The sequence below is a fragment of the Pseudoalteromonas arabiensis genome, assembly GCF_001550155.1.
In the GTDB taxonomy this organism is placed as follows: domain Bacteria; phylum Pseudomonadota; class Gammaproteobacteria; order Enterobacterales; family Alteromonadaceae; genus Pseudoalteromonas; species Pseudoalteromonas arabiensis.
The window spans coordinates 376091-391210 of sequence record NZ_LRUF01000024.1; the positions used below are offsets into that span (position 1 = coordinate 376091).

14 protein-coding genes are annotated in these 15120 nt (G+C 39.5%); 7 read left to right on the forward strand and 7 right to left on the reverse strand.

The features are described 5' to 3' along the window. The first annotated feature begins 188 nt into the window (after positions 1-188). The 5 genes from PAARA_RS14925 to PAARA_RS14945 all read left to right on the forward strand — a co-directional run bounded on the left by PAARA_RS14925 (position 189) and on the right by PAARA_RS14945 (position 7141). Complete coding sequence (locus PAARA_RS14925) at positions 189-3365, forward strand: HD domain-containing phosphohydrolase (protein ID WP_062569809.1); 3177 nt, start codon at positions 189-191, stop codon at positions 3363-3365. 87 nt (positions 3366-3452) lie between these two features. Then, positions 3453-4022, forward strand: a complete 570-nt coding sequence (locus PAARA_RS14930) for an elongation factor P hydroxylase (RefSeq protein ID WP_062569810.1) — start codon at positions 3453-3455, stop codon at positions 4020-4022. Then, complete coding sequence (locus tag PAARA_RS14935) at positions 4012-5154, forward strand: ATP-NAD kinase family protein (protein ID WP_062569811.1); 1143 nt, start codon at positions 4012-4014, stop codon at positions 5152-5154. The genes PAARA_RS14930 and PAARA_RS14935 overlap by 11 nt, the downstream gene beginning before the upstream one ends. 2 nt (positions 5155-5156) lie before the next feature. Beyond that, the gene (locus tag PAARA_RS14940) at positions 5157-5432 is read left to right on the forward strand and encodes a YfcL family protein (protein WP_062569812.1); all 276 of its coding nucleotides are present in this window, start codon (positions 5157-5159) and stop codon (positions 5430-5432) included. A 149-nt stretch (positions 5433-5581) separates the two neighbouring features. Then, on the forward strand, positions 5582-7141 hold the full coding sequence (locus tag PAARA_RS14945; RefSeq protein WP_062569813.1) for an AbgT family transporter: 1560 nt from the start codon (positions 5582-5584) through the stop codon (positions 7139-7141). Between the two features lie 73 nt (positions 7142-7214). On the opposite strand, the gene PAARA_RS14950 is transcribed toward PAARA_RS14945, so the two are convergent. The 5 genes from PAARA_RS14950 to PAARA_RS14970 form a co-directional block, all read right to left on the reverse strand. Further along, on the reverse strand, positions 7215-7586 hold the full coding sequence (locus PAARA_RS14950; protein ID WP_062569814.1) for a hypothetical protein: 372 nt from the start codon (positions 7584-7586) through the stop codon (positions 7215-7217). Positions 7587-7667: 81 nt separating this feature from the next. Then, positions 7668-8252: a hypothetical protein gene (locus tag PAARA_RS14955; protein WP_209438188.1), complete on the reverse strand. Its 585-nt coding sequence runs from the start codon at positions 8250-8252 to the stop codon at positions 7668-7670. Between the two features lie 244 nt (positions 8253-8496). Continuing rightward, the gene (locus PAARA_RS14960; protein ID WP_062569815.1) at positions 8497-10317 is read right to left on the reverse strand and encodes a DEAD/DEAH box helicase; all 1821 of its coding nucleotides are present in this window, start codon (positions 10315-10317) and stop codon (positions 8497-8499) included. A gap of 147 nt (positions 10318-10464) precedes the next feature. Next, a complete protein-coding gene (locus PAARA_RS14965) occupies positions 10465-10728 on the reverse strand; it encodes a GrxA family glutaredoxin (RefSeq protein WP_062569816.1) in 264 nt (87 codons plus the stop codon). Positions 10729-10838: 110 nt separating this feature from the next. Further along, positions 10839-11357: a TlpA family protein disulfide reductase gene (locus PAARA_RS14970; protein ID WP_062569817.1), complete on the reverse strand. Its 519-nt coding sequence runs from the start codon at positions 11355-11357 to the stop codon at positions 10839-10841. Positions 11358-11626: 269 nt separating this feature from the next. Between PAARA_RS14970 and PAARA_RS14975 the strand changes: the two genes are divergently transcribed. Next, the gene (locus tag PAARA_RS14975) at positions 11627-12073 is read left to right on the forward strand and encodes an Hsp20 family protein (RefSeq protein WP_062570041.1); all 447 of its coding nucleotides are present in this window, start codon (positions 11627-11629) and stop codon (positions 12071-12073) included. A gap of 60 nt (positions 12074-12133) precedes the next feature. Here the strand turns inward: PAARA_RS14975 and PAARA_RS14980 are convergent, their stop codons facing one another. After that, positions 12134-13687, reverse strand: coding sequence for a cryptochrome/photolyase family protein (locus PAARA_RS14980; protein ID WP_062569818.1), 1554 nt, complete (start codon positions 13685-13687; stop codon positions 12134-12136). A 114-nt stretch (positions 13688-13801) separates the two neighbouring features. On the opposite strand from PAARA_RS14980, the gene PAARA_RS14985 reads away from it, so the two are divergent. Then, positions 13802-14575 carry a DUF4124 domain-containing protein gene (locus PAARA_RS14985; RefSeq protein ID WP_062569819.1) on the forward strand — a complete coding sequence of 258 codons (774 nt, stop codon included), beginning with the start codon at positions 13802-13804 and terminating at the stop codon, positions 14573-14575. Here PAARA_RS14985 and PAARA_RS14990 read toward each other — a convergent pair. Beyond that, positions 14570-15031, reverse strand: a complete 462-nt coding sequence (locus PAARA_RS14990) for a globin (RefSeq protein ID WP_062569820.1) — start codon at positions 15029-15031, stop codon at positions 14570-14572. The genes PAARA_RS14985 and PAARA_RS14990 overlap by 6 nt on opposite strands. Positions 15032-15120 lie beyond the last annotated feature (89 nt).

Here is a 15120-nt window from a genome sequence, read left to right on the forward strand (position 1 = left end):
GTAGTTACCTATATTTTGTTATTGCCCTGCTATTTAAATGAACTAATTAATAGCCTTATTGAAAGACTGCATTGCTTTTTGCTGTGAGCATAAATTTTGTAGCTTTCTATTTGTAATACTTAATCATTGGTGTATAAAAGATATACAAGTTAATAATTACGAATTTAGCATAGCAGGGAGTTGCATAGGTGCTGGTAGCTGCTTTTTATAAATTAAAAGAAAAAATCCGTTTCTCTATTCGTTTAACTGTTGTGGCTGTATTTGTGCTTGCAACCTCACTAACAGCAATTATTGCAATCAGCTTGCAATACTATTTTAGCGAAAAAATGGCATTAGAGGCGAGTGTAAAACACTTCAATTTAACCACAGACTCAGTGGCAGGTTATCTCACAAGGATTAATGAAAAGTCCGAAAACACGTTAAGTGTAATGATTCAAAATAGTACCCTTGTTACATCGAATAAAATCGACAAAAGTGAATTACGAAATGTAATGAGCGAGATAATGCAGCTAAATCCTCAACTTTATGCCATGTATGTTGGTTATGAGAATGGAGATTTTTATGAGCTTATTAATTTAGAAAGTAGCAATATCGTTCGTCAGCAGCTTCAGGCGATAGAAGCAGATCGTTGGGTAGTGATACACATTAAAGGGGAGGGAGAGGCCCGAACCCACCAAACTCATTACCTTGATGAACAATTTAATTTGCGTATTTCACAAAGTAAAGCAACTAATTATGACCCTCGTGAGCGGATCTGGTTTAAAAACGCGAATTCAACCCATGTCAGTAAAACGAAGCCTTATTTTTTCACACATTTGCAAGCGCCTGGGCAAACCTATTCTATAAAATCAGCGGATCAAAAAAGTGTATTAGCACTAGATGTGAGTTTGTCGAGTATTTCGGAATACTTGGCTCGTCAGCAAAAAAATATTAGCAGCAAGTACTTAACCGAGTTGTATATTTACAATAAAGAAGGGGAGATTGTAGCCTCTAACCAGCAAAAAAATAATCTTCAGTTACCCACATTAACACAGCTTACTTTGAGCGAATACCAACAAGCTGTGTTGAATAAATACCCCTACCTAACGGTATCAAACGAGACGAATTGGCCACCACTTGATTTTAGTGTTGGCGGGACACCCAAAGGCTATAGCATTGATTATATTAATGGGATTGCTGAGATGCTGGGCTTAAAAGTGACATATATCAATGGTTACGCATGGTCAGAGTTTTTACAGCAATTTGCCAATAATGAGATTGATATTATTCAGCCTATCTTCAAAACACCAACTAATGAAGCGCTGGGGTTGATGAGTGAGCCCATAACAACCTTGCCATTTAGTATCATAACTAAAGAGGGGGAGCTGCCCATTTTAAGTATGAAACAGTTAGCAGGTATGAAGCTAGCGATAGGGGAAGGGTGGTCGGTGATAGAGGTCATAAAAAAACACTTTCCAGATATCGAAATTATTGAACTTGCAAGTACCAAAGCCGTGTTAGATGCCGTTAGTCAAGGGAAAGTTTTTGCAGGGCTCGATAACGAAGCCGTGTTTAAATACACGCAAAAGCAATTTTTTATTAAAGGCATTCAATACAACTATTTGGATGCTTTTAGCCATGATTTATTACCTGACACATTACACCTATTATTTCACCCTGAAGATGCCGAGCTTAAAGGTTTAATCGATTTGGCAATTAAGCGTTTACCTAGTGAGTACTTAACAGCCTTACATAATAAGTGGTTGTCAAATGAGTTGCATGTTACTTCAAAGGTCGTAGGAACAGTACCTTACCCAAAGCTTTTGACGCTACTTGAGCAGAGTGATCAGTTTTCCAAACTTAGGCTTATGACATTAAATGGCATTGAAAAATATGTTTATATAACCCCTTTATCTGCCAATATCAAAAATGGTGACTTTTTGGCAATTGCGGTACCCAAAGAGGGAGTGCTTAGTTCTACACATGAGAAAATTAAGCTTTCTACTTTCATTACAGCCGCTTGTTTAATTATGGTGCTACCTGTTTCGTGGTTTTTTGCTTCACCGATTGTCGGACCAATTAAAACACTGGAAGGTGAGAACTTAAAAATAAAAAAACGCCAGTTTGATCAAGTCTCTACTTTAAAAAGTAACATTAAAGAAATTCATAACTTGGCGTCTTCGATGGTCGAAATGAGCCAATCAATTCAACAACATGAACAAAATCAAAAAGCGTTAATGGAATCATTTATCGAGTTAATAGCGCAAGCTATCGACGATAAGTCCCCGTATACCGCCGGTCACTGTGAGCGGGTTCCTGAACTTGGAATCATGCTTGCAAAGGCTGCGTCAAGCTCAAATGAGCAAGCATTTAAAGACTTTGAATTTAAAAACGATGATGAGTTTAGAGAATTTAGTCTAGCAGCTTGGCTTCATGACTGCGGAAAAATTACCACGCCAGAGCATATTGTCGATAAAGGGACAAAGCTCGAAACTATCTATAACCGAATTCATGAAATAAGAACCCGCTTTGAAGTGTTATGGCGAGATGCTGAAATTGACTATTTACAAGCTGCACGCCGAGCGCCAGAAAAAGAAGGGCAATTAAAGTCACAGCTCAAAGAAAAACAGTCTCAGTTACAAAAAGATTTTTCATTCATAGCATCCTGTAATGTAGGTGGTGAGTTTATGGATGAAGCGAGCCTTGAGCGGCTAGAGAAGTTAAGCAATATCACGTGGCTGCGGTATTTTGATGACAGATTAGGGTTGTCACCGGTGGAGGAAATTCGTCATAGTAATACTGATGAACAACTCCCTGCAACAGAGAAACTATTAAGTGATAAAGCAGAGCACCTAATACCCCATGATAAGCCAATAGAATACGATGAGCGCTTAGGTATTAAAGTGACGATTCCTGAATACAAATACAACCTAGGTGAATTGTATAATTTAAAAATTACACGTGGCACGCTAACAACAGAAGATCGCTTTAAAATTAATGAACATATTATAAGTACTATTCGTATGCTTGATAATGTGCCGTTTCCCGATGAGCTTGCTAGAGTACCCCGTTACGCATCAACTCACCATGAGACATTAATTGGCACAGGGTATCCGCGTAAATTAACTGCTGATAACTTATCTATTCCAGAGCGTGTGTTGGTTCTTGCGGATATTTTTGAAGCGCTTACAGCCGCAGACCGGCCCTATAAAAAAGCCAAACCCTTGAGTGTTGCAATCGATATATTGGCGAATATGGTGGATGAGCAACATGTAGACCGTGATGTTTTCACACTGTTTTTACGCTCCGGAATTTACTTGAACTATGCAAAACGGTACTTGAACCCTGCACAAATTGATGAGGTCGATCTAACAAAGTACCTATAGCTTTTACTTTGACCCTAAAAGTCCGTACAATTCGGCTCGTTTTTAGCGTGTTATTTTAACCCTTTTGACGAGACGAATTCAGCCTGTATGCACCATATTGCCGATTTAATCGCTATTTTTGAAAGCACCTTTTATCAAAGCCATAACACGCGTTTGATAAAGGGCGAAGATGAACCTATTTACCTGCCTGCTGATCAGCAAACACCTTATCACCAAATCGTGTTTGCCCATGGTTTTTATGCCAGTGCCTTACACGAAATAGCCCATTGGCTGGTGGCCGGTGAAGCACGACGATTAAAAGAAGATTATGGTTATTGGTATTGCCCTGACGGTCGTGATAAACAGCAGCAAGCTGAATTTGAAGCGGTTGAAGTAAAGCCTCAAGCTATTGAATGGGCGCTAAGTGTGGCTGCGGGGTTTGCTTTTAATGTCTCGGTTGATAATTTAAATGGTGAACAGACCTGCCGATTTGATTTTCAAGCGCGGGTTCACCAGCAAGTGTTGAGCTTTTTAGCATCTGGCTTTAATCAGCGCACGACAGTGCTACTCAAAGCATTGAGTGATTTTTATAAAACCCCATGGCCATTAACGGCTGCACAGTTTACGTGGCAGCGTGATTTTCATGGCAACCAAGGAGCTTTATCTAATGCAGTTTAAATTAGGTCTGATTGTTAACCCTGTTGCCGGCTTAGGAGGCAGTGTGGCACTGAAGGGCAGTGATGGGGCAGATACGGCAGCAAAAGCGATACAACTCGGTGCAGAGCCCAAAGCTAATTTACGCACCCGTGCAGCCCTTGAAGTTCTTCTAACTCATCAAGATGCACTCACTATTTACACTGTAAACGGTGAAATGGGCGAGCAAACGGCAAGTCAGCTAGGCTTTAATACTCAAGTGGTTTATCAAACAAAAGATATCACAACACCCGATGATACTGAGCAGGCTGCCAAGTTATTAGTTGAGCAAGGTGTCGACCTTATTTTATTCGCAGGGGGCGATGGTACGGCCCGCAATATTTGTCATGCGGTTGGCGATAGCACCCCTGTGTTAGGTATTCCCGCAGGCTGTAAAATACATTCTGGGGTTTATGCTATTACCCCTAAAGCTGCGGGGCGCGTTGTTGAAATGCTAGTTAAAGGTGAGCTTGTTAGCCTTGGCGATGCTGATGTAATGGATATTGATGAAGACGCATTTCGTGAAGGCATGGTAAAAGCTAAGCGCTATGGTGAAATGCAAGTACCTAGTGAAGTGCGTTATGTACAAGCGGTTAAAAATGGCGGCAAAGAAACTGATGAGTTAGTGCTTGCGGATATTGCTGCTTATGTTGTCAGTGAAATGGATGAAGACTGCTTATATGTGATGGGCAGTGGTTCAACCGTGGCTGCAATAATGGAAGAGATGGGTCTTGAAAATACCTTATTAGGTGTTGACTTAGTGGCAGACCAAGAACTTGTCGCTAAGGATTTAACAGCGCAGCAATTACTTGAGCTCACAGAAGGTAAAGAAACCAAGTTGGTGATCACCTTAATTGGTGGACAAGGGCATATTTTTGGCCGTGGCAACCAACAACTAAGCCCTGCACTTATTCGTGCGATTGGTCGCGATAATATTATTGTAGTGGCGACTAAAACCAAATTACAGGCTTTAAATGGCCGACCACTGATTGCCGATACAGGTGATAGTGAATTAGACGATGAATTAAGTGGTTATATTCGTGTAACCACAGGGTTCAATGACCATATTATGTATGCAGTGGGTCATCAAGAAGGGCTGCAGCCAGAGGAGAAATAACAATGAGTTTAGTAAGTTATATTGATGCAGCGCAGCAATATTTTGATGATTTGGTTGATAAAGCAACCGACGACGAGCTTTTTGCTGGTGGTTATTTACGTGGCCACTTTGATTTAGCCGTTGGTTATGCCCAAGTTGAAGAGCTTAACCTGACGACTGAAGAACTAAATAGCCAAGTAGAGTCAAGCCTCGTAAAGGCGTATCGCAATGGTGAGCTTAATGAAGATGATAAAGCATTAGTGGTTCGCCTTTGGGATGAAGTGAAGTCACTGGCTTAATAAGTGTCTATCAAAAGAATATGAGCGGCTTTTTTGCCGCTTTTTCATATAATCCGTTTACCTAATAAAGGTAATTTTATTAACTTAAAATTTACCTTGTTGTAGAGATACGATAAGGTTAGCAAGACGTTTTTCTAGGGAATAAAAAAATGAATAACAATAATAATGTGCAGGCACAAAGTGGTGCAATTGCACGTTTTTTAAATACAATAGAAAGGGTTGGGAACAAACTTCCTGATCCAGCCATAATCTTCTTAGTAGCTATGCTACTTATTTGGTTATTGTCATGGCTGTTTTCAGGCATGACATTTGACGCTATTGACCCACGTACAGGCGAGGCTATCGTTGTACATAACCTTTTAGCGGGTGACTCCTTAGCTACTTTTTTATCATCAATGGTAAAAACCTTCACAGGTTTCGCCCCTTTAGGTGTAGTGCTTGTTGCTATGTTAGGTGTCGGGGTCGCTGAACATTCAGGCTTTATCAATACGGGTTTAAAGTTAATGCTAAAGGTAACCCCTAAGCAGCTTTTAACCCCGTCGATTATTTTAGTAGCGATAGTCAGCCATACTGCTACGGACGCTGGCTATGTGTTAGTTATTCCGCTTGCTGGGGTTATTTTTTATGCCATGGGGCGTCACCCGCTAGCTGGTATTGCTGCCGCGTTTGCTGGGGTTAGTGGCGGCTTTAGCGCAAACTTTATTCCATCAGGCATTGACCCGTTACTGCAAAGCTTTACGCAAAGCGCGGCGCAAATTATTAACCCTGATATGGCGATTAACCCACTTAATAACTGGTTTTTCACCTCAGCTTCAAGCTTATTTATTATCTTATTAGGTTGGTACATCACAGATAAAATCATTGAACCGCGTTTGCAAAATACCCCACTTGATGGTGACACTGAAGACTTACCAGCGTTTGATGAAGCGCGTAGCGACGAAAAACGTGCGTTTTATATTGCCAGTTCTGTAATGATTGCAGGTCTGGCTTTACTATGGTTTGTATCTGCCCCTGCTGATTCTGCTCTACGTAGCCCAGATGGTTCATTAACTAACTTCCGCTCGCCTTTAATGCAATCTATTGTGCCGCTCATCTTCTTATTGTTCTGGATCCCAGGTGCAGTATATGGCTTTGTGGTTGGTACGTTTAAAAGCTCAAAAGATATGATAGATGCAATGAGTAAGGCTATGGGGGGCATGGCTTACTATATTGTTATGGCATTTTTCTGTGCGCTATTTATTGCGGCATTTAGTAAATCAAACCTAGGGGCATTACTTGCTATTGAAGGGGCGCAATTACTTAAAGCGATGGCATTACCTAGCTCTGTCACAGTGATTGGTATTATCTTTTTAACAGCATTTGTAAACTTGTTCGTAGGTTCAAGTTCTGCAAAGTGGGCGTTATTAGGGCCAATTTTTGTACCCATGCTGATGCAGTTAGGAATTTCCCCTGACCTTTCACAAGCGGCTTATAGGGTAGGTGACTCAAGCTCTAATATCATCACCCCACTGATGCCTTACTTCCCGCTGGTGGTGGTTTACTGCCAAAAGTATGTTAAGGATACTGGTATCGGCACACTTATTGCGATGATGCTGCCTTATTCAATTGCATTCTTAATCGGTTGGAGCATCTTCTTACTGGCGTATTGGGGCTTAGGCATCCCACTTGGCTTACAGTCGAGTTATGTATACCCAGCTGTAGTGCCATAGTAACTAAGATGTGATTTTTTAAAAGAGAGGCCTCATCATGAAAATGGTGAGGCCTTTATTATTTAAATTAAATTTATTTTTCATAGCTAATTATTATTTTTTCGATAGATGTAGATAAAACAGCGCCATTTTTATCAAGAATATTTGTTATACGTATGTCTGGCAGACCGTCCCCAGTAGTATCTTTAATAATTATTTCTGATTCATCATTCAAACTGGTAAAAGTAGAGAAAACAAGGTTATCTTGTTTATTGATCACAAATGGAGAGGGTGTAACGCTCGTTTCTTGTATTTCATAGCTAGTGTCAGTAAAAGCTAAATTAATTTTAAAGTTATCAGTCCATACGCTAGAGTTTAAGTTATCATTTATAGCTGATATCACCGCTGGGTTAGCCTTAAAAGCTAAAGTGATTAAAATAAGTATTAGAGCAGTTAATAGCTTCATGTTCTCTCCTTAACTACCTGTTTGTCTGGATAAATCTAAGATCATCAAAGCATAGTACTTTGATGATCTTAGATGTGATATTTATAGACTGATAGTTGAATTATTATTTGAAGTAGGCAGGTTTTGCTGGTTTTGATCTTGTGCGCCAACATCTGTCGAAGGGCTTGTTGATGAAGCAATACTATATGTGGCACCTGATGAGCTTTGAATCTGTAGCACCAGAATATATGCTGTTGCACTTACTTCAAAGCCAGGGATCAAACCAGTGACCATAAGGTCAACATCCACGGAGCCATCGACTTTTTGCTGTTGACTAAGCTCTTGCATTGCTTCCTTGATTTCCTCTTTGTGTGTTTCGGCATTTGCACCGAAACCAAGCCATCCCCAAAAGCCACTAACGCCACCTGATATATTGTATTCAGAAACCATTTTTTGATATGTACGAGAGCTTTCTAGGTTTACTATCGAAAAATCAAAAGAACCAGACATTTTAGCCCAAGCACCAGCTCCAGATACTGTTACACCGACACCTGAAATAGTCCCTTTCTTTTCCGAGATCTGCCACGTCTCCGCTTCAGTTGATGCAAGCGCAGTTGTATTCGCAGGAGTAGTGTTAGCAACTAGGATTGTTTTTGGATTCGGTAGTATAGTAAGTGTATTTGACATGATAAATCTCCATTTAAGTTTGCTGAGTATTAGTTTGAATAAAGATGTATTCCTTATTCCACAAACTTTATAGCTGAGAAACTCATCATTAAACATTACACACTATTACGAGCAATAAATGAGGGATGGTGTATGACTGATATTTACTGCTGTAACGCTATGGATCTAAAAAATTTACAGCGCTAAAAACAAAAAAACCTTGTCACTTTCATGACAAGGTTTTTACTTAAAGCTTACTGCTCTATTAGTTCGATGTGAAGCTCACTGGACGGCGCTCTTTACGTGGGCCGCCACGTTTTTCACCACGATCTTTGTCTTTGAAGCTGCGCTTTTTGTCGCCACGATCACCGCTTGGGCGTTCAGAGCGAGGAGCCGCAGGACCTTGGTCTTGTGTTAGCGTCATATTCATAGGACGTTTACAGATAAATACCTTTTGGAAGTGATCAAGCACATCTTTTGGCATGTTCTGTGGTAATTGCACAGTACTGTGACTGTCGTGTAAGCGGATATCACCAATGAACTTACTTGAAATATCAGCTTCGTTAGCAATCGCGCCTACAATGTTCTTAACTTGTACACCGTGCTCACGACCGACTTCGATACGGTAAGTGTCCATAGGACCCATACTACGGCTGTTGCGTTCACGCGGCTCACGAGGTTTACGCTCACGTCCAGCACGGTCGCCACGATCACCACGTTCGTTACGACGACGATCGCTACGTTCGCTACGCTCACCACGCGGTTGAACTTTAACTTCTTCAACTTTGATCGGTGATTGTTGCTGTGCCAAACAAAGTAGCGCACCAGCTAAATCTTCAAAGCTTAGTTCAAGCTTTTCAGCCATGTTAGCGGCCACTTGATTAAAGAAGGTGATATCTTTGTTTTCAAGTGCAATAGTGAGTTTATCTTGAAGCGCTTTAATACGCTTCTCTTCAACTACTTTTGCTGTTGGTAAATCAACTTGTGCGATTTCTGACTTCGTATGGCGAATGATATTTTTAAGTAAATAACGCTCGTTATGTTTTACGAAAAGAATCGCTTTACCTGTACGACCCGCACGACCAGTACGCCCAATACGGTGAACGTAGGCTTCTGAGTCTTGTGGAATATCATAGTTGATTACTAAGCTTAAACGGTCTACATCAAGACCACGTGCAGCAACGTCTGTTGCAATAACGATATCAACTAGGCCGTTTTTCAAACGGTCTACTGTGCGCTCACGTGCTTGTTGGTTCATGTCACCATTAAGTGGTGCCGCAGAGAAACCTTCGCGCTCAAGTAATTCAGCTAACTGTACAGTGTCGTTACGTGTACGTACGAAAACAATTGCACCATCGTATTGTTCAGCTTCTAAAAAGCGAACGATAGCTTTGTTTTTATGTACATGTGCATTCCAAAATACTTGCTCAACAGTAGATACAGTTGAGTTACGAGCAGAGATATGAACTTGCTCAGGCTCATTCATGTATTTGCTACTGATATTTTGGATTTGCTTAGGCATGGTCGCAGAGAAAAGGCATGTTTGCTTTTCACGCGGTGTTTTTTCCATGATGCTTTCAACATCATCGATAAAGCCCATGCGTAACATTTCGTCTGCTTCATCAAGAACAAGCGCTTGTAAGCTCTCAAACTTGATGGTACCACGGTTAATGTGGTCGATTAAGCGACCTGGCGTTGCAACAATAATTTGCGCGCCACGACGAAGTGCACTTAATTGGATGCTGTAGCTTTGGCCGCCATATAGGGCTAAAACTTCAACTCCACGAGTATGCTTAGCATATTGTTCGAATGCCTCAGCTACTTGGATCGCAAGTTCACGCGTAGGCGTTAAAACAAGGATCTGTGGCTGTTTTACAGACGGGTCAATATTATTTAGTAACGGCAGTGCAAATGCTGCTGTTTTACCTGTACCCGTTTGCGCTAGTCCCAGTACGTCCTTTCTTTCTAGCAATAACGGTATACATTGAGCTTGGATTTCAGATGGAGTCTTGTAACCCAACTCTTCAACTGCTTTAAGGATTGCAGGAGAAAGATTTAGAGATTCAAACGTGACTGGTTCTGACATTAATACGCCTCAACGAATTTAAAGAGGCGCGCATTGTATAGGAAATACAAGGCAATTGCTTGTATAAATTACAACTAATTTGTATGTGGTTGATGTTGGTCATAATTTAATCAGTCCAAAAGTGCCAAAATCAACCATGTTTACAATTTATTGATATAACCCTAAATTTTCTTTTGCGTATGCCTCAAATTCAGTGAAGCCACCAATGTGGGCTTGGTCAATAAAAATCTGTGGTACGGTTGGGCAGGGTTTGCCTGCAGACTGCTCTAAATCAGCTTTACTGATACCTTCTTTGATAATGTCGATGTAACGGTATTTAAAATCGTCACGCTCATTTGCTAGTTTCTCAGCAACGTCTTTAGCACGAACGCAAAAAGGGCAGCCTTCACGGCCAAAAATTACAGTTAACATATCGCTCTCCTCGATGTGAATGTGTTTATCATCTTAACGGATTAAATGAATAAAAACAGTGCATAAAATCGATTGTACTGTTCTGTTTTTTCTCTTTATGAATAATTTAACTACTCAAGTGTTCGCAAGCGTAAGCCTAGTTCAGTTGAGTAACCCATAGAACGTGCTGTAATGGTCAGTTGCTCATCAATCACATAATAGGTGGGGTAAGCAGACACTTTATAATCTTTACCTGTGTTTCGACTGCCCAATAGTACCGGCATGGTTAACTGTAATGAGTCAGTAAACTGTTTTATTTCATCAATATTTTGATAATCAAGAGCGATCGCAATCGCATTTAGCTTACCTTGTTGATGGGCTGTTTCTAAATTTGGCATGCTGTAGCGACAAATTGAACACCAAGGGGCAAAAAAGTACACCACGGTTTGTTTACCTTGTAACTGTGCAATACTGACGCGCTGATTTGGGTCTTCGAGTGTGGCTAAATTAAAATAAGGTGCGGGCGTTTTATCTGTTGAGAGTAAGTTACGTTGCTGAAATGTCGTTACAGCATAAAAAACCACAACTATCAACACGGCAGTTTTTATCACACTGAAAAATTTTTTTAAAAAAGTAGGATTTTTTTTCATTCTCACCTTGTACGTGCTTAGCCTTTTAAAATCAACCTATTCGGACCAGTTTTAGGCTTTTTGAATTTCACTTTTTAGAAAAAACCCCCATTTTTTTTACTAAAAAATCTTGAAAAGAATTTACCCGCCCATAAATAGTTTAGTGAGGACGCCTGATGGGTCCCAAACCAACTAAAGTAATTGAAATTTATAATGTTAATTTAACTTTGTTAGCGTTTGTTCAAACGAAGAACACTAACAAAATATCGCTTAAATATGAGGATATAATTATGCGTACAGTAGACTTATCACCACTTTATCGTTCATTCATCGGCTTCGATCATTTAGCATCATTAATGGATGCGGCAGCACGTACCGACAAGCAGCCAAGTTTTCCTCCGTATAACATCGAAGCACTCGATAAAGACAAATATCGTATCACTATGGCTGTAGCCGGTTTTAGTGACAGTGAATTGACTATTGAGTCAGAAAACAACACCTTAAAAGTCAGCGGTACTAAAGCTGATAAAGAAGATAATGCAGAGCGTAAATTCATTCATCAAGGCATAGCAGAGCGCAACTTTGAGCGTAAATTCCAATTAGGTGACCACGTCAAAGTGCTTGGTGCAGATCTTGAAAATGGTTTACTTAGTATCGATTTACAACGTGAAATCCCTGAAGCTTTAAAACCACGTAAAATTGAAATCGGTAATGGTAACTTACTCGAAAATAAGTAATACCGACCAGCATTGTTCCCTGAATTAGTTTTGCCGCCTCAATTGAGGCGGCTTTTTTTGTTACAGTTTTTCTAAATTATCTAAGCACCACTTGGCACGTTTTAACGTTGCTTGCTTAAGTGACTCATCTTGTTTATACCAATTGTTGTAAATCATTCCAATACGTGGGTTTTGCGATAGCTGTTGTTCGTGCTCTAACATAAAGTGCCAATATAAACTGTTAAACGGACATGCGTCATCAGTTTCTTTTTCTTTAACGTTGTAGCTACAATGCTTGCAGTAATCACTCATTTTATTGATGTAATTACCACTGGCGGCATAGGGTTTAGTTGCTATTAACCCTCCATCTGCGAACTGACTCATGCCACGCGTGTTCGGCATTTCTACCCATTCGATAGCATCGATATAGATACCTAAATACCAAGCATCAACTTCATTTGGATCAATAGCAGTTAACAAGCAGAAGTTACCGGTGATCATTAAGCGTTGAATGTGGTGTGCATAGGCCGTTTGCAAACTTTGTGTAATGGCATGGTGCATACAATTCATGTTCGTTTTGCCGTGCCAAAAATAGTCGGGTAGGGTACGTTCAGCATTCAAGGTATTTTTACTCGCATAATCAGGCATATTTTGCCAATAAATACCGCGAACATATTCACGCCAACCAAGGATCTGCCTAATAAAACCCTCTACTTGTGCAATGTCGATGTGCTGTTTCTTAAAGCTACTTAATACTTGCTCAATGACCTGCATCGGGTGCAGCATTTTGGTATTAAGCGCGAATGATAAGCGACTATGATACAAAGACCATTGATAGTCTGATTGACATGTCATGGCGTCTTGAAACTGGCCAAAGTGAACAAGTAAGTGTTTACAGAAAAAGTCGAGTAATTGTTTTGCTTCCGAGCGCGTAGTTGGCCAGATTAAGGTTTCGTTACACTCTCCAAAAGTATTTATTTTATGTTTTTCTATACGCTTTAGAATATCACTCACATCATGGCTAAAGCACAAAGGTTCAGAGATATTTTTAAGATCGCTTTGTTTTAACTTATTTCTGTTTTGCTGATCAAAATTCCATTGCCCATCAAGCGGTTCATTATTCTTATCCATTAAAATATTAAAGCGCTTACGCATGGCTCGATAGAAAAACTCCATTTTTACATGTTTATCTTTTTTGAAATATTGAGGTATTTCATTAAACGGTAGCAAAAAGTGTTCTGTATCGTACGCATTTACCTTAAGTGAGGTTTGTTTTGTATAATCGAGTAGTTGCTGTTTAAGTCGATATTCATCAGGAAATTGATACTCAATAGTTTGGCAATGGTATTGTTTAGCTAAATTTGTCAAAAGGGTAGCTAGCGAAGAACTGCCAGAGGTTTCATTAAGGGTAAGATGCAGTACATTAAATCCTGCTTTTTTTAATGCACATGCAAAATTTTCCATAGCAGCAAAAAAAGCGGCAATCTTTTGTAGGTGATGTTTTACATAGTCGGTTTCTTGTTTTAGTTCGGCCAATACATACAACACATCTTGCTGATCGTCTTCTTTAAACCAACTATGACTGGCGTTAAGTTGGTCGCCAAAAATAAACCGTAAAGTTGAGTATTGCACTATAGTAAACCTAATTGACTTGTGACTAAATAAATCGATACGAAGTAAATGCAGATATAGATCGTGAAATTAATTAGTGTGTTAATATAAGGAACTAAACTCTAAAAGGGTGATGGCATGCAAATTCAGTTTAAAACAGTGATATTTTTGAGTTGTGCGTATTTAATGTTTACGAATGTAGTAAACGCGGCGGTTTACCAGTGTGAAAAAAACGGCGTGGTTGAGTTTAGCCAGCAACCATGTGGAAAGGACGCTAGATTAGTAATCATTCAAGAGCAAAATCCGCATGTTTCTAATCTATTTGAATCAGCACCTGTAAAGCCTGATTCTGGTGTAGATAGCTATATCCGAGTAAAGCAAATTGATGCCGAAATTCAACAGCACCACAACAAAATAGACACTTTAACCCAACGCTTAGATAATGATATTGCCAGCTTAAGTAAACAAGCTGACACACAATTGAATAATGTAGTGGGGAATAAAAAAGTAGCTGCAATTGCAAAACAAATGACTGCTACATCTCAGCGCTACAAATTACTTATCGATAATGAACAACGAGGTATCGATAGACTAAATACTGAAAAAGCGACGCTTTTAGCGCAAAGTGATCAAACTGTAGATACAGAGGTTGATAGTTTTATTCGAACACAGCAAATAAAACGAGAAATCACTGAGCATCAAAATAAGATTGACACACTCTATGCACAGCTAAATAGTCAACTGAGTCAACTTGAACAACAAACCCGTCCCCGTGCTTTAAATTTGACAGATGTGAGTGCAGACGAAGCATTGTCTGAGAAAATGAGCGCTGTAACGAGTCAATTTGATACTCTAATTGCGGTTGAGCAACGCCAGATTGATAGGCTAAACACTGAATTAGGGCAATTATGAACTTAGCTGTGTTGCTTGCCTTTGCGCTAAAGACACAACATTACTATATGAAAAAAGATAGCTTTTAACGATATTCTTAAATATTAATATTGCTTGTAACCATGCCTGACTTAGGTGACTATTCAATTTAATTGATTGTTTTTGAAGGGTGTCCCAAAAAGCATCACAAAGTAAGTCAATGTCAGTACAATTAACGTTTAAAAAGCTGAGATTGTTTGCCATATAGTGAATAAATGGGATCACAAGGGGTAAATCATCTAAATGATTTATTACCTTATTAAGTGCACAATATAAAATGTAGCTTTGCTGATTAATGCTTTCTTGACTTGGAATTGTCATTTGCAGCGGCTTTTCACTCATTAACGAATGAAATGTCTTTGTAAATTGATGAAAATCCGGTTTTATCAGCTCAACATTTTGTTGTAAAAGCTTTTTTTGAAAAATAGATAGACTCATTAATTATCGCTTAATAGCACTCGCTATAGTTTTTCTTATTATAATACCAACTATAGACCACTTTTCTCGAAAATAGGAAATTAATGACA